A 23,735-nucleotide genomic window follows, 5' to 3' on the forward strand; every position below is an offset into this window, starting at 1 on the left:
GGCCGAGGTGCACGGGCCGACGGGCCGACGGACGCGGGGGCGTACCCCGCGTCCGTCGGCCCGCGTGTGCCGTTGCGGCCGGTCAGCCGCTGGCCATCCCGGCGCCCACCTCGTCGATGGCGTCGTCGATCGCGTGGGCGAGGTCCACGTCGAGTGCGGTCACCCCGTCCGCCTGGTTGGTGCGGACGGTCAGCACGGCGGCCGTGCCGCCCGGTCGCCCGATGCTCGGGGCGCGTCCGGTGTCCTGGCGCAGCCGGTCCAGCCGGGCGAGCACCCGGTCCAGGTTGTCCGGCGGCAGCGCGATCACGCGGTACAGCCCGGCGCTGTCACCGGCCCAGTACGGCAGGTCGTCCAGCGCCGCCCGGAGCTGGGCCTCGTCCAGGGTGGGCGTGGTGGTGGAGGCGCCCACGATGCCGCCGCCGGCCGCCGGCGGGTTGAGCAGCTCCCGCAGGCCGTCGGGGACGTGCAGGGACTCGACCAGATCGCCGTCCTGTTCGGCAAGCGCGGCGAGTGTCGCCTCCACCTGGTAGCGGGCCTGTTCCGGCGTACGCCCGCTGATCCGGCCCACCTCGGCGAGGAAGCCGGGCAGGTCCCGGTGCCGCTCGATGCCGTCGACGGGCACGACGTCGTGCAGCGAGTTCGGCACGGCGGCGAGCAGCCGTTGCCGCTCCGCAACGTCCAGTGCGAAGGCCAGCACCAGCACGGTCGCCTCGGCGCCCACCTTGGCCGTCCGGAAGTCGACGCCGGAGCGGCGTCGGACGTCGTCGACCAGGTCGTGGTAGCCCACGCTGTTCACCCCGGCCGCACCGCCGGGAGGAGGCTGCGGTCGCGGATTGTCCGCGGTGCCCCGCGACGGCGGCGCCGGACCACCTCGCGTGGTGTCCGACTTGTGCCGTCCGGCCGGTGGCGGACCGGCCCGCTTGCCCTGGTCCAGGCTGGTGAGCTGCTTGGAGGCGCTCAGGCTGGCGCCGAACTGACTGGGCTGGCTGCCCTGTTCGCGGGCCTGCCGGGCCAGCGCCCGGCGCCGCTGGTTGTCGCCCTCCATCTGCTTGCGCATGGTGACGCCCCTTTCGCTGGGGATCGATCCTGCTCCCGTCGCCTTCCCGCCGTCCCGGGAGCCGAAACGGACGCTGCCGGCCGGGTAGCGCCGAGCGCGGACCAGGCTTCATCCGGCACGGGTGAGGGGTGCTCACCCGTGCGGCCCGCAGGATCGGGGCAGGACCGCAGTTCTTCCGAGGTACGCGGAAGGAAGGTCGTCATGAAACGGATCGTCGAGATCGTTCCCGCTCGACCCGGCTGGTACGCCCGCTGGCAGCTCGCGCCCGACGCCACCCGGTGCTATCCGGTAAGCCTGTGGGCCCTGCTGGAGGAGGCCGACGGAACCGGCCGGGAAGTGGTCGGAATGGACTGCATCGGCCAGTGGCCGGGTGCGGACGACAACGAGGCCGGTGGGGAGTTTGTCCGCTACCTGTACCAGACGCCCGACTCGGGGAAACCCGACGACATCGAACCCCCGACGACCGTCGAGCTGCGCGACGGCGCGCCCCGGCTCCAGCCGATGACCGCGCCCTAGACATTCCTCCGGCCCCCGACCCCAGGTCCCAGGGTCGGGGGCCACCCCGACGCGCCTCGGTCGACCGGCACCCCAGACCTGCCCGATCGCCCAACGGCCCGCGGCGGCGCAAGACGGCAGCCATGCCCCACCCGCGTCCTTTGCTCTGCTTCAACCCACGCAACGGCCGATCGGTGCCGGCGTTGCGTGGAGTGAAGCAGAGCAAAGGCGGCGAAGTAGGGGCGCGGCGGGACGGCAGCGCGGCAGCGCGGAGGGGCGGCAGCGCGAGGGGACGGCAGCGCGGCGGGGCGGCAGCGCGGCGGGGCGGCAGCGCGGCGGGGCGGCAGCGCGCCAGTAACTGCCCCGGCAGGCGCACTGCGCGGCGACGCGGTGGGTCAGCCGATGGCGCGCAGATCGCCGTCGTCGGCGACTGTGTTGTCCACGGCCAGCAGCTCGGTGAGCCCGGTGCGGTCCAGCATCTGCCGGAGTCGGGCGCTGACCCCGGTCAGCCGGATCGCGCCGGCGCCCCGGTGCACCATGAGCAGGGCACTGAGCCCGGACGAGTCGCAGAGGCCGACCCCGGCCAGGTCGATAGTCACGTGCTGCTCGCCGTGCAGCTCAGCAGCGGCGGCGACCAGGTCGGGCGCGGTGTCGTAGTCCAGCTCGCCGGTCAGCCGCAGCCGGACGTGAGCGGCGTCGAGCCGGGTCACCTCGATGGTCAACAGCTGGTGGGACATTCCACCATGTTCCCAGTCCAGCGGCGGAACGCAAACCCTGGGGCCGGGAGCAGCCGGGTCACGCGGTGGCGGAGGACTGCGGCGAGCCGGGGCCGACCGCGCGGGTGGCCGGCAGCGGCCGGCCGAGCAGCGCCGCCACCCCGGTGATGTCCAGGATCGTCGCCAGGAAGCGGGGAACCGCCCGCAGCCGCAGGGTCGTGCCGACCGACTGGCCCTCCCGCCACGCGTGCACGATCACGGCGAGCCCGGTGCTGTCGATGAAGGTCAGGTCGGCGAAGTCCAGCACGAGGGCGCGCGGCGCGTCGGCCAGGACCCGATCGACCTCGGCGCGCAGGGGCGCCGCCGTGGCGTACGCCAACTCGCCGCCCACACGGATCAGGGGCCTGTCGGGATCGGACCGGTCGACGGACACGCTCAGCGGCGTCGCCTCCGGAGCCCGCCCAACAGATGCCACGATCACGCCTTTCCGCACCCCGCCGTTCTGGCCGGTGCGAGGGGATCGTAACAACCGCCGAGCAGGTCCGCCCGGTACGCGAGCGAGGGCCCGCGACCTGCCGTGGGATGCCGGTCGGGGCGTACCGGCGTAGGGTGGTCGGAGAGATTTGACCACAGACGCCGGTTCCGGTGCGGGTTCGGGTGGACGACAAGGAGTGAGGCTCAGCTGGTGACTGCTTCCGACGTCAGGGACACCGACCCGGGCGACGGACGGATCTCCACGCCGAGTACCACACGGGCCCCGGCGTGGTCCTCCGGCGCACCGTCCTGGCCCCCGTCCGCGCTGCCGCCGCTGGCCCCCGACCGCGATCAGGCCACACCGGACTGGTCCGAGGTCGTCGAGCATTTCCGCGAGGGCCTGGTGGTCTGCGACGCCGACGGCGTCGTCCGACACGTCAGCCCGGTGGCCGAGCGGCTGCTGCCCGAGGTCGTCCCCGGTGCGCCGCTGGCCGCCTCCGGTGTGCCGGGCCTGAGCGAGGGGAGCCCCGGAGGCTTCACCCACCGCGGGCGGCGCCTCACCGCCCGCCAGGTGCCGCTTTCCGCCGGCCGCTGCTGCTGGTACGTGGAGGACGTGACCGAGAGCGTCAGCCGTGCCGACGCGCTGCTCGCCGAGCGGGCCCGTTCCGCCTTCCTGGCGGTGGTGGGCGACAAGCTGGGCAACCCCCTGCACCCCGACCGGGCCGCGGCGGCTGTCGTCCGGCTGGCGGTGCCGACCCTGGCCGAGGTGGCCGTGCTGGTGCTGGCCCCGCGTGCGGGGCGGGCACGGTGGTGGCGGGCCTCCCGGGTCGACGACGAGGCGCCGATGGTCGACAGCGGCGTGCTGGCCGGTCCCGCCCTGCCGGCCGCGATCGCCGAGGGGCTGACCGGGGTCGAGCCGCACGCTCTCGACTGGTTGGTGGAGCAGGCGGTCGACGCCGGCTGGTTGCCCGGCCTCACGGGCGCCGACAGCGCCGCCCGGGTCGTCCCGTTGCCCGGCCGGGACGCCCCGGTCGGGGTGCTGCTCGTGGCCCGGCGTTCCAGCCGGTGGTACGACGAGGACGACGTCGGGTTGATCCGTGCCTTCGCGGCTCGGGCGGGCGCGGCGCTGACCACCGCTCTGCTCTACCGCGACCAGGCCGAGGTCGCCGACACCCTCCAGGCCAGCCTGCTGCCCGTCGAGCCGGCCGAGACCGCCGGCGTGCAGTGGGGCACGGCGTACCGCCCGGCCCAGGCGGGCCTGCGGATCGGCGGCGACTTCTACGGTTCGCACCGGCTCGCCGACGGCGGTTCCGTGTTCTTCCTGGGCGACGTCTCCGGCAAGGGCGTCGAGGCGGCCGTGTTCACCGGCCAGCTCCGCCAGTGCCTCCAGGCGCTGCACCGGGTGGAGTCGCACCCCGGGCGGCTGCTGCGACTGCTCAACGACGCGCTGCTGGAGACGACCCAGGCGCACGGCCAGGGCCGTTTCGCCACCATCGTGCTCGGCGTGGCCCGTCCGCAGCGCGACGGGGGCGTCACCCTCACGATGGCCGGGGGCGGGCACCTGCCGCCGCTGGTGCTGCGCACGTCGGGCGAGGTCGAGTCGGTGCCGCTGCGCGGCATGCTGATCGGGGTGGTGCCCGACCCGCGCGTCGGCGAGGTGACCGTGCGGTTGGAGCCGGGCGAGACCTGCCTGCTCTACAGCGACGGCGTGACCGAGGCCCGTGGGGGCCGCCGCGGCGACGAGCTGTTCGGCGCGGAGCGGTTGGTCACTGCCCTGACCGGGTGCCAGCGGATGCCGGCGCCGGCCCTGGCCGAACGCGTCGAGCAGGTCACCTGTGACTGGCTGGGGCACGGCGACCACGACGACATCGCGGTGCTGGCGCTGCGCGCGGTCAGCCCGGGCGGGCGGGCCGCGCGGCACCTGCACTCGGTGCCCACGTCGACGAGCGCCGACGAGCAGCCGGAGAGCCACGCGTGACCGCCGCCACGACCATGGACCCGACCGACGCCTACCCCGGCTACCTGGCCTGCCTCGCCGACGCCGACGAGTACGCCGCCATCGACGTGGCGCTCGGCCTGCTCGACGCGGGCGTGCCGCCGGAGCGGGTGCTGCTCGACCTGGTCGCGCCGGCTCAGGCCGAGGTGGGTGAGCGGTGGGCGCGCAACGAGTGGAGCGTGGCCCAGGAGCACGCGGCGACCCACATCAGCGAGCGGGTGGTGGCCGCGGTGGCGGCGCACGCCAACCCGCGTCCGACCGGCGGGCGGATCGTGGTGGCCTGCATGGACGGCGAGTGGCACGCGCTGCCGCCCCGGCTGGTGGCCGAGGTGCTGCGGCTGCGCGGCTGGCAGGTGACCTTCCTGGGCGCGAGCGTGCCGGCTGCGCACCTGGTGTCGTACCTGCACCGGCACGACGCGCAGGCGGTCGCGTTGGCCTGCGCGCTGCCGATGCGGCTGCCGCACGCCCACCGGATGATCGAGGCGTGCCGGCGTTCGGACGTGCCGGTCGTCGTGGGCGGGCGTGGCTTCGGCGCGGACGGCAGGTGGGCGGCGCGGCTCGGCGCGGCCTGGGCGCCGAACGCGCCGGCGGCGGCCGAGTTGATCGCCGACGAGCGGGCGCTGCGGCGGGTGCCGGCGGCGCAGCTCGGGCACCTGGCCGACGACGAGTACGCGAGTCTCGTCCGCCGCCGGGGTGAGCTGATCGACAGCGCGCTCACCGACCTGCGCGAGCGGGTGCCGGCGACCCGGGAGTACACGGCCGCCCAGCTCGACTCGACGGTGAGCGACCTGGGGCACATCGTGGACTCGCTGGCCGCCTCGCTCTACGTCGACGACGCCTCGCTGTTCACCGAGTTCGTCGGTTGGCTGGTGGAGATCCTGACCAGTCGGGGGGTGCCGGCCAGTGCCGTCGCCCTGACCCTGGAGCACTACGCCGCCGTGCTGCGCGACTTTCCCCGCGCGTCGGACGCGGTGGCCCGCAGCCGCGCCGGGCTGCCTGCCACGCCTCGTTCCGGGGGCTGAGGCCGGCTCCCGGGCGATCACCACGCGCTGCGGACCGTCGCACCCCCCTGCGTATACTTGCCGGACTGCAAACGTCCCACCCACCGGTGGAGCGAGGGGGAGAACGGTGACGTTCAGCGTCAGCCACGCCGAGCGTGACGGCGGTGCGGCCTGCCTGCGGCTCGCCGGTGAGCTGGACCTGAGCACCGCCGGTGAGCTTGCTGCCGCCATCGACAAGCTCACCGCGGCCGGCGAGCGGCGGGTGCTGCTCGACCTCACCGACCTGACCTTCTGTGACTCCACCGGGATGGCCGTGTTCGTCCGGGGCGACAACCAGGTCGCCGCCGACGGGGGTTGGTTGCGGATCACGGGCGCCAACGGGCGGGTCGAGCGCGTGTTGCGGGTCACCGGTCTGGCCGACGTGCTGCGATACCTTCCGGACACGGCGGACCCGGCGTCCCAGAGCGCCTCCTGATGGGCTAGATTTCCCCGCCAGCACGGTGACCGTTCCGGTCTCCTCTCTTCGCCGACCCGAGGCAGGTAGTGATGGGCGACAGCCCGCAGCCGGTACGCATCCTGGTGGTCGACGACGACCCGGGTGACGTGCTGATGATCGAGGAGGCGTTGGCCGACTCCGACGTCGAGAAGATCATTGACGTGGTCAGCGACGGCGAGGAGGCGATGGAGTTCCTGCGCGCCGAGGGCCGGCACGTGCAGGCTCGCCGACCCGACGTCATCCTGCTGGACCTGAACATGCCCCGGATGGACGGGCGGCAGGTGCTCGGCGCGGTCAAGCAGGACGAGGATCTGCGGACCATCCCGATCGTGGTGCTGACGACCTCGAACGCCGACACCGACATCGTGGGCAGCTACACGTTGCAGGCCAACGCGTACGTCACCAAGCCGATCGACCTGGACGACTTCAACGACGTGGTGCGCCGCATCGACGAGTTCTTCGGCCGCGTGGTCGTGCTGCCCAAGCGCCAGTGATCCCGCCGGGCGCGGCCGACCGGCATTGTCCCCGCCGCCGGTCCGACGTGGCCCGTCGCCGCGCCGCGTCGCCCGACGCGCTCGCATGCTGAACAATTTTCCCGAACCGCCTCGGCCGCTGTCGCCGCGTCCGAGGATCCAGGTGGGGAAGTAACAGCGGCTGCCTGGGGGGCGACAGTATGAGGTTCTCCGTCGTGAAGACCGGCTACGACCAGCGGCAGGTGGATTCCTGCCTGGACGAGCTGGGGATCCGGTTGTCCCGGCTCGCGGCGCGGGCGGAGGGCGCCGCCGGGGGGACCCGCGAGTGGGACGAGATCCGCCAGGAGGCGACCTGGCTCAGCGGGCTGCTCCAGCGGCTCGACCTGGGCGACGCCGCGACGACCCGGCAGGCCGGCGACGCGGTACGGCGGGAGGCGGCCGAGATCCTGGCGCAGGCCCGCTCCGAGCTGGACGAGGCCCGCGAGGAGGCCCGGCGCGTCCGCGAGCAGGCGTACGCGGACGCCGTGCAGGCCCGGCGGGACTTCGAGGAGGCGTTGCACGCGCGGCGACGCCGCGAAGCGCTTGTCGACGAGATCCTCACCGGCGTGACAGTCGAGCCGGTGCCGGCCGACACGCCGACGGCGGCGGCCGGAACGGGCGTACCGGCGACCCGGGTGGCGGCCGGCGGCCAGGACGCGGGCGCACAGCCACCCGGCGGGCGTACGACCCGCTGAGCGCGGGCTCAGACGGTGAGTGCCGCCGCCACGGTGCTCGCGCGCTCCTCGTGCTGGGCGTACGCGTCGGGGAAGGCGGAGATCTGCACGGCCTGGGCGGCGGCGGTGACGCTCATGTCCTCCCAGCCGGGGATCTCGGCCAGCGCCGTGTAGAAGGCCCGCGCGGCGTACGACGGGCGCATCAGCTCCGCCACGGTGCCCCAGCCGCTGCTGGGCCGCTGCTGGAACAGCCCGACCGAGTCGTGGTCGGCGCCGCTGCCCTGGTGCGGGTACTGCGTCGACTCCGGCAGCACGTCGCTGGCCAGGTTGTAGAGGTTGCTCTCCTGCATCGCGGTCGCCAGCGCCACCACCAGGGCGCGGCGCGGCATCTTCAGCTCCCGGCCGACGTCCACGATGATCTTGGCGTTGTCCATCTGGACCTGGTCGAGCCCGGCGACCGGGCGGGGTCGGCGGGGCTTGACCGGCTTCTTGGGGGCCGCCTTGCGGGCGGCGGTGGGGGTCGGCGACGCCGTGGGGGTGGGGATGACCCGGGCGGGGGCGGCGTCGCGGTCCAGCGACCGGGAGGCGCGCTCGTCGGCGATGGAGGCGCGGTCGGCCAGCGCGTCGGCCATCGGTCGTACCGGCTGCGGGGCGTCCTCGGTGCCACGGGCCGCGGCGAACGCGCCCAGGCCGAGGCAGCAGGTGACGCCGGTGGCCAGGGCGACCCGGACGGGGGTGGAGCCCAGCCGGGTGCGGCGCGGCGGCGGCTCGGGGGCCCGGTGACGGCCGATCGTCCGTTCGGTTGATGCGGCGTCGCCCGAGCGGGTGGTCGGGAGCGCGTCGGTCAGCTTCTGGGCGGCGGGGTCGACGGGATGCACCCGCCGAGGCTAGATAGCGGATCGGCCGCTGCCATCGGCCCGTACGGTGGCATGCGCCACAATTTGCCCGGATCGTGGTCGCCATATCGGACGAAAGACCGGTTAGACCCGTGAAACCTCGCTGATCAGGCGAGCCGGTTATTCCCGATTAGCCCGGCCAACTCGGTCGCCACCGCAGGCCCACTCGCCCGCTGCGGCCGCTCCCCGGTGATCCTCCGTTCGGAGGGCACTCGCTCCACCGAACGGAGGAGGCCCGGGGTGGCCGGCCAGCGGATCTGGCACCGAAAAGCCGCCAACCGGTCACGGTGCCGGGATCAGTGCCTGCCGTTCTCCGCCGGGGTGACGGTCAGACGGTGGCGGGTGTTGTCGCCGCTGGAGAACGGCCACAGCCGGTCGGCGTACTCGACCAGATCGGCCAACTGCGACCGGCTCAGGCCGGCGGACGAGATCGAGGCGTGCACGTCGGCCCGGTAACGGCCGTCGTCGTCGCGGCCCAGCTTCGCCTCGGCGCGTACCTGCACCGTGTGCGCCTCGTTCGTGATCTCCCCGGCCGCCTCCACGGCGGCGTGGTGCAGGCAGGACGCGAAGGCCGCCGCCAACAGCTGCTCCGGTCTCAGGCCGGTGCAGTGCGCCGCCAGCGGCGACGCCAGTGGCGTGGAGAGCCCGCCGTCGTCGGTACGTACGTGGCCGCCCTCGGCCGTCGCGGTGGCCTCATGCAGCCAGGAACTCGGACTCGGCATCGCGTTCCTCCCGTCGCTCACCCGCCCGGCTACCCGGCCGGGGGCGGGCGAAACGCCGCGCGACCCCGCCCGTCAGATCCCGTCGACCACCGACAGCGCCTCGGTGGCCTCCGCGGCGGCCCGCTCGGTCCACGGCGACGTCGCCGTAGGTTTGCGCGGCGTGGGGATCATCATCGGCACGTACACCCGGGCGTCCACGGCCTCGGCCAGCAGCAGCGCGGCGACCAGGCTGGTGGGGCGTTCCGCCGGGTCGTCGGCCAGGCAGGAGCGGCACAACTCGGACACCTCCGGCGGCAGCCCGTCGATCTCGGGCAGCGGCTCGGGAGGCCGGCTGCGACGCTCGGTCAGCAGCTCGGCGGCAGTGTTCGCCCGGTACGGCAGCCGGCTGGTGAGGCAGTAGTAGAGCAGCACGCCCAGGGCGTACATGTCGGCCGCCGGGGTGGCCGGCGTGCCGTCGAGCTGCTCGGGCGCCAGGTAGGCCGGCGTGCCCAGCACCACGCCGTCCGGCATCGGGTCCGCCGCCCCGGCCGCCGTGGCGATGCCGAAGTCGAGGACCTTCACGCCGACCGGGGTGAGCATGACGTTCGCCGGCTTGACGTCGCGGTGCACGATGCCGCTCGCGTGCGCGGCGGACAGCGCGGCGGCCACCTCAGCGCAGACCCGCACCGAGATGCGCCAGTCCAGGGGACCAGCCCGCAGGTGCGCGGCGAGCGTCTCGCCCTCGGCCAGCTCCATCACGATGTACGGCGACCGGCGGCCGGGCAGCGTCGAGGAGGTGCCGAAGTCGTGCACGCTCGCCACGTTCGGGTGCACCAGCCGGGCCGCCGAGCGGGCCTCCGTGCGGATGCGGTCCACCGTGTCGTGCAGGCCCTCCGGGCCGGGCGAGATCAGCTTCACCGCGACCGGCCGGTCCAGCACACGGTCGTGGGCCCGCCACACCTCGGACATCCCGCCCACGCCGATACGCTGTTCGAGCTGGTACCGCCCGTCCAGCGTGCGCATCGACCGCTCCTCGTCCTCGCCCGCCGACGGCGGGTGCCTCCGATCGCGGTACCCGGGGTCCGAGCTGGGCAAACCGTACGGTGATCGGGCGTGGCCGATCCCGCCGTACCTCGGCGCGGTCCGCCGGCGGGTGCGGTAGCTTGCGAGCCAGGGCTGGGCGTACCGAGCGTGCCGGCACGGTCACCGAGGGGTCACCGCGATGAGCGAGGTCACCGTACGCTTCGTGGGCGGTCCCGCGGACGGCCTGGTCCGCGCGGTGCCGGCCGGCCCGGACGGCGCCCCTCCGCGGCGTTGGATCATGCGACACCCCGACGGCACCGGCCCGACGCAGCCGGGCCCCGACCACCTCTACGAACGCGACCAGCCCGACGGCCTGGGCGGGTGGAGCATGCGGTTCGTGCGCACCGACGCGTACGGGGTGTCCGAGTGAGCACGGGCGAGGGCTGAAGCGGTGGTCCGGCGGCCCGGCCGCACAGCTGGCACACAGGTGGGGCAGAGGCGCGACACAGCGGACCCGCCCACGATGGGAGGCATGGTCATCCAGGGGCAGACCGCGCCGGGCCGGATCGAGTTGCGCCGCCCCGACGGCGAACCGGTCCGGGTGCTTGTGGTCGACGACGAGGCGACACTCACCGACCTGCTGGCGATGGCGCTGCGTTACGAGGGTTGGCAGGTGCGCAGCGCCGGCAACGGCATGGCGGCGCTGAGCACCGCGCGGCAGTTCCAGCCGGACGCCGTCGTGCTCGACGTCATGCTGCCCGACCTGGACGGCTTCCAGGTGCTGCGCCGGCTGCGCGAGCACGCGCCCACCGTGCCGGTGCTGTTCCTGACCGCCCGCGACGCCGTCGAGGAGCGCATCGCCGGGCTGACCGTGGGCGGCGACGACTACGTGACCAAGCCGTTCAGCCTGGAGGAGGTGATCGCCCGGCTGCGCGCCCTGCTGCGCCGCTCCGGCTTCGCGGTCGCCGCCCGGGAGGAGGCGGTGCTGACCGTCGGCGACCTCAGCCTCGACGAGGACAGCCACGAGGTCCGCCGCGCCGGCCAGCTCGTCACGCTTACCGCTACCGAGTTCGAGCTGCTGCGCTACCTGATGCGCAACCCGCGCCGGGTCCTCAGCAAGGCGCAGATCCTCGACCGGGTGTGGAACTACGACTTCGGCGGCCAGGCCAACGTGGTGGAGCTGTACATCTCGTACCTGCGCAAGAAGATCGACGCCGGCCGGCCGCCGATGATCCACACGCTGCGCGGCGCGGGCTATGTCCTCAAACCCGCCGACTGACGTACGACCGCGCCGCCGGCCGCTGCGGACGGCCCGGCGGTGGCTGGCCGGCCGGTCCCTGCGAACCCGGTTGGTGCTCGCCCTGGTGGCGCTGCTCGCCCTGGTCAGCGTCGCGATCGGGGGGCTCACCACTGTCGCCCTGCGGCACTTCCTCGTCGGTCAGGTCGACACCCAGTTGAGGATGGGGGACCGGCCGCGCGCCGACGTGCCGCCGTGGTTCCGCCAGGGCGGCGACCCGGGGCGGCCCGCCTCGCGACCGGGCGGCGTCGGACCGCCCCCGCCGGAGCCTCCGCGTGGCTTCCCGCCCGGCTCGCTCGCCGTACGCCTCGCCGACGGTGTCACCACGGCGACGAGGAGCACCGAGAGCGGCAGCCTCGCGGACGTCCCCGCCGTGGACGCCGCTCGCCTGGCCGCGCTGCCCACCGACGGCCGGCCGCGCACCGTCGCCCTCGACGACGGCGGTGACGTGCGGGCCGTCGCGCGGCGTCTCCCCGACGGGATGGTGCTGGCCGTGGCGATCCCGCTGTCGGGCGTGCAGGACACCGTCTGGGCGCTTGTCGCCGCGCAGGCCGGAGTGGCCGGCCTCGGGCTGCTCCTCGCCGGCACGGCCGGCGCGCTCATCGTGCGCGCCACTTTGCGACCGCTGAACCGGGTGGCCGCCACCGCCACCCGGGTCACCGAGCTGCCGCTGGACCGCGGCGAGGTCGCGCTCGCCGTCCGGGTGCCGACGGGTGACACCGACCCGCGTACCGAGGTCGGCCAGGTCGGCGCGGCGCTCAACCGCATGCTCGGCCACGTCGCCGACGCGCTGGCCGCGCGGCAGGCAAGCGAGACCCGCGTACGCCAGTTCGTCGCCGACGCCAGCCACGAGCTGCGCACCCCCCTCGCGGCGATCCGGGGGTACGCCGAGGTGGCCCGGCGCGGCCGCGACGAGGTCCCCGCCGACGTGGCCCACGCGCTGCGCCGCGTCGAGTCGGAGAGCACCCGGATGACGAGCCTCGTCGACGACCTGCTGCTGCTGGCCCGGCTCGACGCCGGCCGGCCGCTCGCGGCGGACCCGGTCGACCTGTCCGCCCTCGTGGTGGACGCGGTGAGCGACGCCCACGTGGCCGGCCCCGAGCACCGCTGGCAGCTCGACCTGCCCGAGGTGGTCATCCGGGTCCCCGGCGACACCGCCCGCCTGCACCAGGTCGTGGCGAACCTGCTCGCGAACGCCCGCGTACACACCCCGCCCGGCACGACAGTCACCACGAGGCTGGCCGTCGAGGCGGACGCCGCGGTGCTCACCGTTGCCGACGACGGGCCGGGGGTGCCGGCGGAGCTGCGACCGGAGATGTTCGAGCGGTTCGCCCGGGGCGACAGCTCCCGGTCCCGGGCACACGGCAGCACCGGCCTCGGCCTGGCGATCGTGGCGGCCGTGGTGGAGGCCCACCACGGCACGGTCGCCGTCGACAGCCGCCCGGGGCGGACCGTCTTCGTCGTGCGCCTGCCGAATCCCACAGCTGACGCATAGTCGGCGCACGGGGTCCCGCCAGCCCGACCTTCGAGGCTGGCCGCATGGACACCACAGACACCCTGCCGACGACGCCCGCGGCGCCCGAACCGGCGACGCCACCCGGGACCACCACGCGCCCCGCGGAACACTCGCCGCCGACCGGCCGTCGGTCGGCCTGGACCCGGCCCGCCCTGGTGGCGCTGCTTGTGGGCACCGGCCTGCTCTACCTCTGGGACCTGGGGGCCTCCGGCTGGGCCAACTCGTTCTACGCGGCTGCCGTGCAGGCCGGCTCGGTGAGCGGGAAGGCGTTCTTCTACGGCTCGTCGGACGCGGCCAACTCGATCACCGTGGACAAGACGCCCGCCGCGCTGTGGCTGATGGCCCTGTCGGTACGCGTCTTCGGGCTCAACACCTGGGCGATGCTCGTACCGCAGGCGCTCTGCGGGGTCGGCTCCGTCGGAGTGCTGTACGCGACCGTCAAGCGCTGGTACGGCCCGGCGGCCGGCCTGATCGCGGGCGCCGTCCTCGCCGTCACCCCGGTCGCGACGCTCATGTTCCGCTTCAACAACCCCGACGCGCTGCTCGTGCTGCTGCTGGTCGCCGGCGCGTACGCCACCGTGCGCGCCCTGGAGACGGCCAGCACCCGGTGGATCGTGCTGGCCGGCACGCTTGTCGGCTTCGGCTTCCTGACCAAGATGCTCCAGGCGTTCCTGCTGGTGCCGGTGTTCGCAGGCGTCTACCTGCTGGCCGCGCCCACCGGGCTGTGGCGGCGGGTGCGGCAACTGCTGCTGGCCGGCGTCGCGGTGGTGGTGTCCGCCGGCTGGTGGGTGGCCGTCGTCGAACTCGTCCCGGCCAGCGCCCGGCCGTACATCGGCGGGTCGCAGGGCAACAGCATCCTGGAGCTGACCCTTGGCTACAACGGCCTCGGCCGGATCACCGGCGACGAGGTGGGCAGCGTCGGCGGCGGCGGCGGACGGATGGGCGGCGGCGGCGGTGGTGGTGGCCCGTTCTCCGGTCAGACCGGGCTGGCGCGGATGTTCGACGGCGAGGTCGGCGGCCAGATCTCCTGGCTGCTGCCGGCCGCGCTGATCCTGCTGGTCGCGGGCCTGCTGATGGCCGGACGGGCCCCGCGCACCGACCGCACCCGCGCCGGCCTGCTGCTGTGGGCGGCTGGCTGCTGGTCACCGGGCTGATCTTCAGCTTCATGTCCGGGATCTTCCACGCCTACTACACGGTGGCGCTCGCCCCGGCCGTCGGGGCGCTGGTCGGCATCGGCGGCACGCTGCTCTGGCGACAGCGCCGACCGCTGCCCGTGGCTGCGGCGTCGCCGCCGGCGGGTGCTGCTCCGGCGAGTGCGGCGTCACTGCCGGTGGGTGCTGCTGCTCCGGCGAGTGCGGCGTCGTCTCCGGCGGGTGCTGGCGCTGTCGACGGGGTCGGGGTGGAATCGACGCCGGGCGCACCCGGCGGATCGATGGTGGTGTCCCGGTGGCAGCGGTGGCGTCCGCTGGCCGCCACGGTCACGCTCGCCGTCACCCTCGCGGTCACCGTCTGGTGGGCGTGGGTGCTGCTCGGGCGCAGCCCCGACTGGTACCCGTGGCTGCGCATCGCAGTGCTGGTCGCCGGCCTGCTCGGCGCGGCCCTGCTCCTGCTGGCCGCCCGACTGCCCCGCTGGCTGGTGGCGGTGGCGCTGGGCGTCGGCGCGGCGGCGGCCCTCGCCGGGCCTGCGGCGTACGCCGCGCAGACCGCAGCGACCCCGCACACCGGCTCGATCCCGAGCGCCGGCCCGGCGGTGGCGGGCGGTTTCGGCCACGGGGGCTTCCCGGGCGGCCGCCCGCCCGGCGGCATGCCGTTCGCCGTCGGCGGCCAGTTCCCTGGCGGCGGCCAGTTCCCTGGCGGCGGCCGCAATGGCGGTCAGGTGTCGGGCGGCACCGGCGACGGCCGCAACGGCGGCCAGGTCCCCGGCGGTCAGGTTCCCGGCTTCCCCGGCGGCGGCCAGAACAGCGGGCAGCTCCCCGGGTTCCCCGGTGGCGGGCAGGGTCGCGAAGCCGGCGGCGGGATGGGCGGGCTGCTCGACGCCCGCGAACCCAGCGCGGCCCTGCGCGAGCTGCTGGAGCGCGACGCGGACCGCTACACCTGGGTCGCGGCCACCATCGGCTCGAACAACGCCTCCGGCTACCAGTTGGCCACCGGCGACCCGGTGATGCCGATCGGCGGGTTCAACGGCAGCGACCCGTCGCCGACGCTCGCGCAGTTCCAGCGCCACGTCGCCGACGCGAAGATCCACTACTTCGTGGGTGGTGGTGGCTTCCGCGCCAACGGCGGCAGCTCCGCGTCGCAGGAGATCTCCGCCTGGGTCGCGGAGACCTTTCCGGCGCAGACCGTGGACGGCGTCACCGTCTACGACCTGAGCACCGGCGCGGACGCGTCGTGACCGCGCTCAGCGGCCCCCGCGCCGCCGTGCAGACCCGGTCCAGCAGCGCGGGCGCGGTGCTGGACGTGGTGATCCCGGTCTACAACGAGGAGAGCGACCTCGGGCCGTGCGTACGCCGGTTGCACGCGCATCTCACCGCGCACTTCCCGTACCCGTTCCGGATCACCGTCGCCGACAACGCCAGTGCGGACGGCACCCTGGCCGTGGCCGAGGCGCTCGCCGCCGAGCTGCCCGAGGTCGGAGTACGGCACCTGGACGCCAAGGGGCGGGGGCGCGCGCTGTCCGCCGCGTGGTCGGCCTCGTCCGCGCCGGTGCTGGCGTACATGGACGTGGACCTGTCCACCGACCTGGCGGCGCTGCTGCCGCTTGTCGCGCCGCTCATCTCCGGCCACTCGGACCTGGCGATCGGCACCCGGCTGGCCCGTACGTCGCGGGTGGTGCGCGGCGTCAAACGGGAGGTGATCTCCCGCGCGTACAACCTGCTGCTGCGGGGCGCGTTGGCGGTGCGCTTCTCGGATGCGCAGTGCGGGTTCAAGGCGATCCGCGCGGACGTGGCCGCCGGGCTGCTTCCGCACGTGCGCGACACCGGCTGGTTCTTCGACACCGAGCTGCTGGTGCTCGCCCAGCGGGCCGGGCTGCGCATCCACGAGGTGCCGGTGGACTGGGTCGACGACCCGGACAGCCGCGTCGACATCGTCGCGACCGCCCTGGCCGACCTGCGGGGGATGGGGCGGCTCGGTCGGGCGCTGGTGACCGGCGCGCTTCCGCTGGCCGAGCTGCGCGCGCAACTCGGCCGCGCGCCGCTGACCGCCGAGCCCGGGCGACTCGGCACGACGCAGCAGCTCGGTGGCGTGCAGCAGCTCGGTGGCGTGCAGCAGCTCGGCGGCGCGCGGCAGCCCGGCCGGGTGCCGCTTGTCGCCCTGTCGGCGCAGGTGCCGGTCGGGCTGCCCCGGCAGCTGGTCCGGTTCGCGGCCGTCGGAGTGGCCAGCACACTGGCGTACCTGCTGCTCTTCGTGGCCACCCGGGGCGTGCTCGGCGCACAGCCGGCGAACCTGCTGGCCCTGCTGCTGACGGCGGTGGCGAACACGGCAGCGAACCGGCGGCTGACGTTCGGTATCACCGGCAGCCGGCACGCCGGTCGGCATCACGCCCAGGGGTTGCTGGCGTTCGCGCTCGGCCTGGCGCTGACCAGCGGGGCGCTGGCGGTGCTGCACGCCGTCACCGCCGTGCCCGCCCGGCCGGTGGAGCTGGCCGTGCTGGTGGCCGCGAACCTGGCCGCGACGGCGCTGCGGTTCGTGCTGCTGCGCCTCGGCATGCATCACCGCCGCGGCTGACGCGCCAGCGGTCCCACCCCGTCGAGGAGGCTGACGCGCCGACGTTCGCACCCGGCCGCCGCGGCTGACGCGCCGGCGGTCCCGTCCCACGGGTGCGGTTGATGCGCCGGCGGGGCGGGGAGCGCCGGTTCAGCCGGCCAGGACGTCCGTGAGGACCTCGACGACGCGCCGCGCGTGACGTCCGTCGGGGTCCTCGTCGGCGTTCAGGTCGGTCACGCTCATGCCGAGCAGCCGGTCGGCGCGGGCCAGGGGGGTGACGAGCGCCGCCAGGTCGGGCCAGCGCAGCCCGTCCGGCTCCGGGTAGGTCACCGCCGGCAGGTCGCGCGGGTCCACCGCGTCCAGGTCGAGGTGCAGCCAGGCAGGCCCGTCGCCGCCGGCCGCCAGGGCCGCCCCGACCGCCCCCGCGCCCCGGCGCAGCAGCTCGGCGGCGGGCACCTGGTGGATCGCCGGGTCGATCCGGGCCACCTCGACCCGACCGTCGTCGTCGGACGACGGGCGGTGCCCGAGCAGGTGGACCCGCCCGGGGTCGAGCAGGGCCTCGTCGACGCCGATCGCGGCGGCCGGGCCGTGCCCGGTGACCACCGAGAGGTCCATGTCGGCGGCCTCACCGGTCGGCGAGGTCGCGCCGTCGAGGAAGTCGGGATGGGCGTCGACGAACCACAGCTCCGTCTCGCGCGGCAGGCCCCGGCAGATGCCGGGCAGGATCGCGCAGTCCCCGCCCAGCACGAGCGGCCGACGGCCGTCGGCGATCAGCGCCGCGACCCGGCTGGTGAGGGCCGCGCCGGCCCGGACGAGGCCGGCCGCGCCGATCACCCCGCTCGTCGGATCACGGGACGGGTCGCGCAACCGCGCCTCGTTCACCTGCCCGCCGTCGGCCGCCGCCAGCGCGTCCAGCAAGCCGGCCCGGCGCAGGGCAGCCGGGGCCCGCTCCTCGCCGCGGCCGGCGCCGGAGGAGTCCAGTGGAGCGTCAACGACAGTCCAGCGCACCTTCGCAGCGTACCGACGCGTACCGCTTTCTGTGGCGAGGCTGGGAGTCCACCGATGTGGCCGCGACACCGCTGACGAGCAGCGTACGGTGATGGACAAGTCCGGCTTTCTGGGTTAAAAGCCTCAACGCTGCCTTCCCGGGACGCCGGTGTCGAGACGGGCGAGGGGAAGGAGCGGTCGGTGATCCATCTGGCCTACCTGGACGCGGGATCCGGCAGCCTGATCGTGCAGGCCGTCGTCGGCGGGGTGGCCGGCGCCGCGGTCGCCGCCAAGCTCTACTGGCGGCGGCTCGTAGACCGGTTCCGCCGGCAACCCACCGACCAGCGGTAGCGGTCGCCGCGCCATGACAACCTCACCCACCGGCGTACGCCCCGAGCCCGCCTCCTTCCGCGACCCCGCCAACCGGGTGTTCCACGTCGGCGACGAGGTGCTGCGCGGGCTGAACGCCCAGGCCGCCGAGCACTGGCGAACCCTCGCGGCCAGCCCGTTCTTTCCCACGCTCGTCTCGGCCGGCAAGGTCTGCGCCACCGAGGACGCCCCGCCCACGATGGTGCCCGCCACGACCGGCACGCCGTGGGCGGCGGTGCTGCGCCACGAGCGCATCCCGTTCGTCTCCCACCCGTACGAGTGGTCCTTCGGCATGCTGCGCGACGCCGCGCTGCTGCACCTGGAGATCCTGCGTACCGCCCTCGCCGACGGGTTCACCACCAAGGACGGCTCCGCGTACAACCTCCAGTGGCGCGGCGCGAAGCCGGTCTTCATCGACATCGGCTCCTTCGAGCCGATCCGCGACGGCGAACCGTGGGCCGGCTACCGGCAGTTCTGCCAGACGGTGCTCTACCCGCTGCTGCTCACCGCCCACCTGGGCGTGGACTTCCAGCCCTGGCTGCGCGCCCAGGTCGACGGCATCGAAGCCGACCAGCTGCGGCCCCTCTTCGGCGGCACCCGCCGGCTGCGCCCCGGCGTCCTGACCCACCTGCACCTGCACGGCGCGATGCAGCAGCGCAACGCCGCCGCCAGCACCAGCGACGTGAAGGCCCAACTGCGCGCCGCCGGCTACTCCCGGGACCTCCAGGCGGCCACCGTACGCGGCATCGAGAAGCTCGTCCGCCGGCTGGAGCACCGCCCGTCGGGCAGCCACTGGACGGACTACCAGCGCACCTGCGGCTACTCGGCGCGCGACCGGGTCGCCAAGGAGCAGTTCGTGGTCGGCGCGGTGGCCGCCGCCGCCCGCCCGCGCCTGGTGCTCGACCTGGGCGCCAACGACGGCCGGTACGCCCGACTGGCCGCCGGGCACGCCGACTACGTGGTCGCCGTCGAGCAGGACCCGGCCGTGGTCGACGAGTTGTACCGGGCGCTGCGCTCCGAGGGGCAGCAACGGATCCTGCCGCTCGTCGTCGACCTGGCCGACCCGTCCCCCGGCGGCGGTTGGCGCGGCGTCGAGCGGGCCGGCTTCGCGCAGCGGGCGTCGGCGGACGTCGTGCTCGCCCTGGCCCTGGTCCACCACCTGGCGATCGGGCGCAACGTGCCACTGCCGGAGGTCGTCGACTGGCTGGCCGGGCTGACCGCGCCCGGCGGCGCCGTGGTGGTGGAGTTCGTCCACCCGGACGACCCGATGGCCACCCGGCTGCTGGCCAACAAGCCCGAGGGACTCTTCCCCGACTACCGGCGCGACACCTTCGAACGGCTCGTCGAGGCCCGGGGCCGCATCACCGACCGGCTGGAACTGCCCTCGGGCACCCGCACGCTCTACCGGGCGGTGATGGGTGGCTGAACCGCCCATCACCCACCGGCCCGCGTCGACCACGGGCCGCTGGGAGCGGGGCTGGCGCGGCGAGGCGGGCCGGCTGCTGGAGGTCGTGGCGCTGGTCGGGCTGGTCGTCACCCAGCCACTGCTGGATGTGCTCGGCCGCAGCCCCGACTTCTTCCTCTTCCACCGCGCCGACCGCGCTCAGATCCTGCTGCTGGTCACCCTGGTGGCCATCGCGCCGACCGTGCCGGTCGCGCTGCTCGGCCCGCTCAGTCGACTCGCCGGCCGCACCGCCCGCGCGCTCACCCACACGGCGCTGGTCGGGCTGCTGCTCGCCGCCCTCGCCGTGCAGGTGGGCCGGCACACGACGTCGCTTCGGGGCGTACCCCTGCTGGTGCTTGCCGGTCTGGCCGGTCTGGGCGGCGCGGCCGCGCACCGGCGGTGGCGGTCGCCGGGCCGGGCGCTGCGACTGGCCGCCGCCGGGCCGGTGGCCTTCGTGGCGCTGTTCCTGTTCGTGTCGCCCACCTCGGCGGTCGTGCTGCCGCGCGGCGCCGGCGGCGCGGTCGGCACCGCCCAGGGCGCGGCCGTGCACCCGCCGGTGGTCATGCTGATCCTCGACGAGCTGCCGCTGGTCAGCCTGCTCGGCGGCGACGGCCGGATCGACGCGGCGCGGTTCCCGCACTTCGCCGAGCTGGCCGGCGGCTCGACCTGGTACCGCAACGCCACCGGGGTCAGCGGCTGGACGCCCAACGCGCTGCCGGCGATGCTCACCGGCCGCTACCCGGCGCGGTCGGTCGCGCCGCACTACTCGCAGTACCCGGACAACCTCTTCACGGCCTTCGGCGGCCTCTACGACATCCAGGCCCAGGAGAGCATCACCCGGCTCTGCCCACCCAGCCGCTGCGAGCAGCCGGTCGCGCCGGAGCGGGGCCTCGGCGTGCTGGTCCGGGAGACCGGCAAGCTGCTCGGCCAGGTCGCCGGGCCGACGAACACCCGCGTCGACCCGGAGGACTCCTACCGGGAGCAGACCCGCGTCGAGGCCGGCCTGGACGCCGCCGAGCCGGTCCCGGCCGACCCGAAGTTCCGCTGGGACAGCCTCGACGACAACCAGCCGGCCCGATTCACCAGCTTCCTGGCCGGGCTGAAGCCGCAACCCCGACCCGCCCTGCACTTCCTGCACCTGCTGATGCCGCACTCCCCGTGGACGTACCTGCCGTCCGGCGCCCGCTACGACGCCCCCGAGGACCTGCCCAACGACGGCGCCGGCTGGGTCGAACTGGCCCGCCAGCGGCACCTCGCCCAACTCGGCTACACCGACCGGCTGATCGGCGAGACCCTGCGGACGCTGCGCGCCAGCGGCCTCTACGACCAGGCCCTCGTCGTCGTCACCGCCGACCACGGGGTGAGCTTCCACCCGGGCGCGCAGGGCCGGGGCATGGACGCCATCAGGGCCGCCGCCGGCGAGGTCGCGTGGGTGCCCATGTTCGTCAAGGAACCCGGGCAGCAGACCGGCCGGGTGGACGACCGCAACTGGGAACACGTCGACCTGCTGCCCACCGTCGCCGACGAAGCCGGCATCCGCCTGCCCTGGCACGTCGACGGCCGCTCCGCCCGGCAGGCCCCCCGCGCCGACGCCACCAAACACTTCTACGACACCCCCGGGCAGGCGGTCACCTTCCCCGGCGGGGTGCCCACCCCGCCGCCGCTGCCGACACCGCACCCCCTGGTGGGCACCGAGGTCCGCGCCGGCCCGACCGGGGGCAGCGCCCGGGTCGCCGACCTGGCCGCCTTCCGGGCGACCGACCCGGACACCGGCACCCTCCCGGCGCTGGTCTGGGGTGACGTGCCGGACGCCATACCGGACGGCACGCTGCTGGCCGTCGCCGTCAACGGCCGGATCGGCGCGGTGGTCCCGGTGGTGCCGACCGACCCGGGCGGGCGCCGCTTCGCCGCGCTGCTCACCGACGACCGGCTGTTCCGCGCCGGGACGAACCAGCTCGACGTCTACCAGGTCGCGGCGGACGGTACGCTACGACGCCTCACGTTGTCCTGATCTTCTTGCCTCCCGGCGGGGTTTCTTCGGCTCCCGCCTGGCGAGACGGCGGGTTTCCCGGCTTCCCGGTCGGGAATCGGGTGACGCATACCTCACCGCCGAACCACGGCGGGCGGTGTCCCCCGAGCCGCAATTACGGTAGAAGCGAAGGCAATTCAACGTAGATCTGCCGGCGAAGCGAGGAACCACATGACGGAAGTCAAGCTCGATCACCCCGGTGGGCAGCTGTCGATGCCGGTCCATTCCGCGGTCGAGGGCCCCGCTGGCATCGGGGTGAGCAAGCTGCTGAAGGAAACCGGGATGACGACGTACGACCCCGGTTTCGTCAACACCGCGGCTGCCTCATCCGCGATCACCTACATCGACGGCGACGCGGGGATCCTGCGTTACCGGGGATACCCGATCGAGCAGCTGGCCGAGAAGTCCTCCTTCCTGGAGGTCTCCTACCTGCTCATCTACGGTGAGCTGCCCACCGAGCAGCAGCTGACCGAGTTCACCGAGTGGATCCGGCGGCACTCGCTGCTGCACGAGGAGATGCGTCGCTTCTTCGACGGCTTCCCCCGGGACGCCCACCCGATGGCGGTGCTGTCGTCGGCGGTGAGCGCCCTGTCGACCTTCTACCAGGACAGCCTGGACCCGTTCGACTCCGAGCACGTGGAGATCTCCACGGTCCGGCTCATGGCGAAGGTCCCCACCATCGCCTCGTACGCGTACAAGAAGTCCATCGGGCAGCCGCTGCTCTACCCGGACAACTCCCTGGGGTACGTGGACAACCTGCTGCGCATGACGTTCGGTGTGCCGGCGGAGCCGTACGAGGTCGACCCGGTGATGTCGAAGGTGCTGGACATGCTCTTCGTCCTGCACGCCGACCACGAGCAGAACTGCTCCACGTCGACCGTCCGGCTTGTCGGGTCCAGCAACGCCAACCTGTTCGCCTCGGTCTCCGCCGGCGTGAACGCCCTGTTCGGCCCGCTGCACGGCGGTGCCAACCAGGCGGTGCTGGAGATGCTCCAGAAGATCCACGCCGGCGACGGCGACGTCCGGTCCTTCGTCCGCAAGGTCAAGGACAAGGAGGACGGCGTCAAGCTGATGGGCTTCGGCCACCGGGTCTACAAGAACTACGACCCGCGGGCGGCGATCGTCAAGAAGGCCGCGCAGGACGTGCTGGGCCGCATGGCCAAGCCCGACCCGCTGCTGGACATCGCCATGGAGCTGGAGGAGATCGCGCTCGCCGACAACTTCTTCGTCTCCCGCCGGCTCTACCCGAACGTGGACTTCTACACCGGCCTGATCTACAAGGCCATGGGCTTCCCCACGAAGATGTTCACGGTGCTCTTCGCGCTCGGCCGGCTGCCCGGCTGGATCGCCCAGTGGCGCGAGATGATCAGCGACCCGGAGACCAAGATCGGCCGTCCGCGGCAGGTCTACGTCGGCGCCCCCGAGCGGGACTACGTCCCCTTCGCCGAGCGCTGACCCCCGCTCGTCCGCACCACCCGCTCTTCCGCACCACCCGCAGGCTGCCGACCCGATCCGGGCCGGCGGCCTGCGGCGTCTCCGCCTTCCCGCACCCGCCCTTGATCGACTCGGGTTCCAGGAAACCGGGGTGTCCGGACAGGATCGATGCCGCGACTTCCAGGAACCCGAGTCGATCAAGGGCCGTCAGAAGGCGGAGATGTCCCGGGCTCGTTCGCTGCGGCTCAACGCGCTGATCAGCGCCGACTGGCCGTGCCGGCGGACGGCGAGGCGGACCAGCAGGTCGCGTACGGGGTCGAAGACCTCGGCCGGGAACACCGGCGTGGGCACGCCGACGCTTACCGCGAGGTCGTCGGAGTGCACGACGATCTCCAGTTGGCGCGTGAGCAGGAAGTCGGCGCGGCGCAGGGACCAGCCCTGCCACGGGATCGGCACGACGTCGAGGGCCGCGCCCCGCGACAGCAGGTCGGTGACCTGCGTGAGCGCGTCGGCCGAGGGGGCGTGCAGGTCCGCCGGCCCGCGTGCCGCGTCGGCCTCGTCCGGGCCGGCGGCGACCGCGTCGGCGGCCGGGGTGCCCTCGGTGACCCAGGCGGCCCGCTCGTAGTGGCTGTCCGCCGACTCCAGCGTGGGCAGGTCGGCTGGTGTCGGCAGCAGCTCCGCCGCCCGTACGGCCTGCCGCCCGAGGTGGCACGCCAGGGCGCCCACGGACATGTGCGGCAGGGCGCTCGGGTTCGACCACTGCGCGGAGACCTCGGGTCGCCGGATCAGGTCCAGCGCGATGGAGGCGGCGGTCGGAAACGCGGAGTCCAGGGCATCGACACGGCGAGACATCCGCACATTCTGACAGGCCCGGCCGGCTCGCGCCGGGCCCCGCTCGGCCTGGCGGCCGGCG

Annotated in this window: 22 protein-coding genes and 2 pseudogenes; 16 read left to right on the top strand and 8 right to left on the bottom strand. The window is 74.3% G+C overall.

Annotation, left to right across the window (positions count from 1 at the left end):
- Window positions 1-82 precede the first annotated feature (82 nt).
- On the bottom strand, window positions 83-1,057 hold the full coding sequence (locus MILUP08_RS16315; RefSeq protein ID WP_007459553.1) for a DUF2267 domain-containing protein: 975 nt from the start codon (window positions 1,055-1,057) through the stop codon (window positions 83-85).
- 201 nt (window positions 1,058-1,258) lie between these two features.
- Here MILUP08_RS16315 and MILUP08_RS16320 point away from each other — a divergent pair, with 201 nt between their 5' ends.
- Window positions 1,259-1,573: a hypothetical protein gene (locus tag MILUP08_RS16320; protein WP_039906111.1), complete on the top strand. Its 315-nt coding sequence runs from the start codon at window positions 1,259-1,261 to the stop codon at window positions 1,571-1,573.
- A gap of 374 nt (window positions 1,574-1,947) precedes the next feature.
- On the opposite strand, the gene MILUP08_RS16325 is transcribed toward MILUP08_RS16320, so the two are convergent.
- Together MILUP08_RS16325 and MILUP08_RS16330 are read right to left on the bottom strand one after the other, a co-directional pair.
- The gene (locus tag MILUP08_RS16325; RefSeq protein WP_007459555.1) at window positions 1,948-2,289 is read right to left on the bottom strand and encodes an STAS domain-containing protein; all 342 of its coding nucleotides are present in this window, start codon (window positions 2,287-2,289) and stop codon (window positions 1,948-1,950) included.
- Window positions 2,290-2,347: 58 nt separating this feature from the next.
- Entirely contained in the window at window positions 2,348-2,743 is a 396-nt protein-coding gene (locus tag MILUP08_RS16330) for an STAS domain-containing protein (protein WP_237747088.1), read from the bottom strand.
- Between the two features lie 210 nt (window positions 2,744-2,953).
- Here MILUP08_RS16330 and MILUP08_RS16335 point away from each other — a divergent pair, with 210 nt between their 5' ends.
- From MILUP08_RS16335 to MILUP08_RS16355, 5 genes are all read left to right on the top strand, one after another.
- Window positions 2,954-4,720, top strand: a complete 1,767-nt coding sequence (locus MILUP08_RS16335; protein ID WP_007459559.1) for a PP2C family protein-serine/threonine phosphatase — start codon at window positions 2,954-2,956, stop codon at window positions 4,718-4,720.
- A gap of 14 nt (window positions 4,721-4,734) precedes the next feature.
- Window positions 4,735-5,760 carry a cobalamin-dependent protein gene (locus MILUP08_RS16340; RefSeq protein WP_039908170.1) on the top strand — a complete coding sequence of 342 codons (1,026 nt, stop codon included), beginning with the start codon at window positions 4,735-4,737 and terminating at the stop codon, window positions 5,758-5,760.
- A gap of 106 nt (window positions 5,761-5,866) precedes the next feature.
- Window positions 5,867-6,214, top strand: a complete 348-nt coding sequence (locus tag MILUP08_RS16345) for an STAS domain-containing protein (RefSeq protein WP_007459562.1) — start codon at window positions 5,867-5,869, stop codon at window positions 6,212-6,214.
- Window positions 6,215-6,285: 71 nt separating this feature from the next.
- On the top strand, window positions 6,286-6,729 hold the full coding sequence (locus MILUP08_RS16350; RefSeq protein ID WP_007459564.1) for a response regulator: 444 nt from the start codon (window positions 6,286-6,288) through the stop codon (window positions 6,727-6,729).
- Window positions 6,730-6,908: 179 nt separating this feature from the next.
- Window positions 6,909-7,442, top strand: coding sequence for a hypothetical protein (locus MILUP08_RS16355; RefSeq protein ID WP_007459566.1), 534 nt, complete (start codon window positions 6,909-6,911; stop codon window positions 7,440-7,442).
- An 8-nt stretch (window positions 7,443-7,450) separates the two neighbouring features.
- On the opposite strand, the gene MILUP08_RS16360 is transcribed toward MILUP08_RS16355, so the two are convergent.
- The 3 genes from MILUP08_RS16360 to MILUP08_RS16370 all read right to left on the bottom strand — a co-directional run bounded on the left by MILUP08_RS16360 (window position 7,451) and on the right by MILUP08_RS16370 (window position 10,041).
- Complete coding sequence (locus tag MILUP08_RS16360; protein WP_007459568.1) at window positions 7,451-8,299, bottom strand: hypothetical protein; 849 nt, start codon at window positions 8,297-8,299, stop codon at window positions 7,451-7,453.
- 314 nt (window positions 8,300-8,613) lie between these two features.
- Window positions 8,614-9,039, bottom strand: coding sequence for an OsmC family protein (locus tag MILUP08_RS16365; protein WP_007459570.1), 426 nt, complete (start codon window positions 9,037-9,039; stop codon window positions 8,614-8,616).
- Window positions 9,040-9,111: 72 nt separating this feature from the next.
- Window positions 9,112-10,041: a serine/threonine-protein kinase gene (locus MILUP08_RS16370; protein ID WP_007459571.1), complete on the bottom strand. Its 930-nt coding sequence runs from the start codon at window positions 10,039-10,041 to the stop codon at window positions 9,112-9,114.
- A 199-nt stretch (window positions 10,042-10,240) separates the two neighbouring features.
- Between MILUP08_RS16370 and MILUP08_RS16375 the strand changes: the two genes are divergently transcribed.
- From MILUP08_RS16375 to MILUP08_RS37415, 6 genes and pseudogenes are all read left to right on the top strand, one after another.
- A complete protein-coding gene (locus MILUP08_RS16375) occupies window positions 10,241-10,471 on the top strand; it encodes a hypothetical protein (protein WP_007459573.1) in 231 nt (76 codons plus the stop codon).
- Window positions 10,472-10,573: 102 nt separating this feature from the next.
- Window positions 10,574-11,320, top strand: a complete 747-nt coding sequence (locus MILUP08_RS16380) for a response regulator transcription factor (protein WP_039906116.1) — start codon at window positions 10,574-10,576, stop codon at window positions 11,318-11,320.
- A gap of 43 nt (window positions 11,321-11,363) precedes the next feature.
- Window positions 11,364-12,833 (top strand): sensor histidine kinase, encoded by a 1,470-nt coding sequence (locus tag MILUP08_RS16385; protein WP_237747260.1) that lies wholly within the window; start codon window positions 11,364-11,366, stop codon window positions 12,831-12,833.
- A 44-nt stretch (window positions 12,834-12,877) separates the two neighbouring features.
- Window positions 12,878-15,246 (top strand): annotated as a pseudogene (locus tag MILUP08_RS16390) (ArnT family glycosyltransferase).
- 26 nt (window positions 15,247-15,272) lie between these two features.
- Window positions 15,273-16,064: pseudogene (locus tag MILUP08_RS37410) on the top strand (glycosyltransferase); the annotation flags it as partial.
- A 114-nt stretch (window positions 16,065-16,178) separates the two neighbouring features.
- On the top strand, window positions 16,179-16,580 hold the full coding sequence (locus tag MILUP08_RS37415) for a GtrA family protein (protein WP_420329272.1): 402 nt from the start codon (window positions 16,179-16,181) through the stop codon (window positions 16,578-16,580).
- 129 nt (window positions 16,581-16,709) lie between these two features.
- Here the strand turns inward: MILUP08_RS37415 and MILUP08_RS16400 are convergent, their stop codons facing one another.
- Window positions 16,710-17,567 carry an arginase family protein gene (locus MILUP08_RS16400; RefSeq protein WP_007459585.1) on the bottom strand — a complete coding sequence of 286 codons (858 nt, stop codon included), beginning with the start codon at window positions 17,565-17,567 and terminating at the stop codon, window positions 16,710-16,712.
- Between the two features lie 180 nt (window positions 17,568-17,747).
- Between MILUP08_RS16400 and MILUP08_RS35945 the strand changes: the two genes are divergently transcribed.
- The 4 genes from MILUP08_RS35945 (at window position 17,748) to MILUP08_RS16415 (ending at window position 22,843) form a co-directional block, all read left to right on the top strand.
- Window positions 17,748-17,897 carry a hypothetical protein gene (locus tag MILUP08_RS35945; RefSeq protein WP_007459587.1) on the top strand — a complete coding sequence of 50 codons (150 nt, stop codon included), beginning with the start codon at window positions 17,748-17,750 and terminating at the stop codon, window positions 17,895-17,897.
- A 13-nt stretch (window positions 17,898-17,910) separates the two neighbouring features.
- Complete coding sequence (locus MILUP08_RS16405) at window positions 17,911-19,341, top strand: class I SAM-dependent methyltransferase (RefSeq protein WP_007459589.1); 1,431 nt, start codon at window positions 17,911-17,913, stop codon at window positions 19,339-19,341.
- Window positions 19,334-21,370 (top strand): sulfatase-like hydrolase/transferase, encoded by a 2,037-nt coding sequence (locus tag MILUP08_RS16410; RefSeq protein WP_007459590.1) that lies wholly within the window; start codon window positions 19,334-19,336, stop codon window positions 21,368-21,370. The genes MILUP08_RS16405 and MILUP08_RS16410 overlap by 8 nt, the downstream gene beginning before the upstream one ends.
- Window positions 21,371-21,559: 189 nt before the next feature.
- Window positions 21,560-22,843 (top strand): citrate synthase, encoded by a 1,284-nt coding sequence (locus tag MILUP08_RS16415; RefSeq protein ID WP_007459591.1) that lies wholly within the window; start codon window positions 21,560-21,562, stop codon window positions 22,841-22,843.
- A 186-nt stretch (window positions 22,844-23,029) separates the two neighbouring features.
- Here MILUP08_RS16415 and MILUP08_RS16420 read toward each other — a convergent pair whose 3' ends face one another.
- On the bottom strand, window positions 23,030-23,674 hold the full coding sequence (locus MILUP08_RS16420; RefSeq protein WP_007459592.1) for a maleylpyruvate isomerase N-terminal domain-containing protein: 645 nt from the start codon (window positions 23,672-23,674) through the stop codon (window positions 23,030-23,032).
- Window positions 23,675-23,735 lie beyond the last annotated feature (61 nt).

It is taken from the genome of Micromonospora lupini str. Lupac 08 (genome assembly GCF_000297395.2).
In the GTDB taxonomy this organism is placed as follows: domain Bacteria; phylum Actinomycetota; class Actinomycetes; order Mycobacteriales; family Micromonosporaceae; genus Micromonospora; species Micromonospora lupini.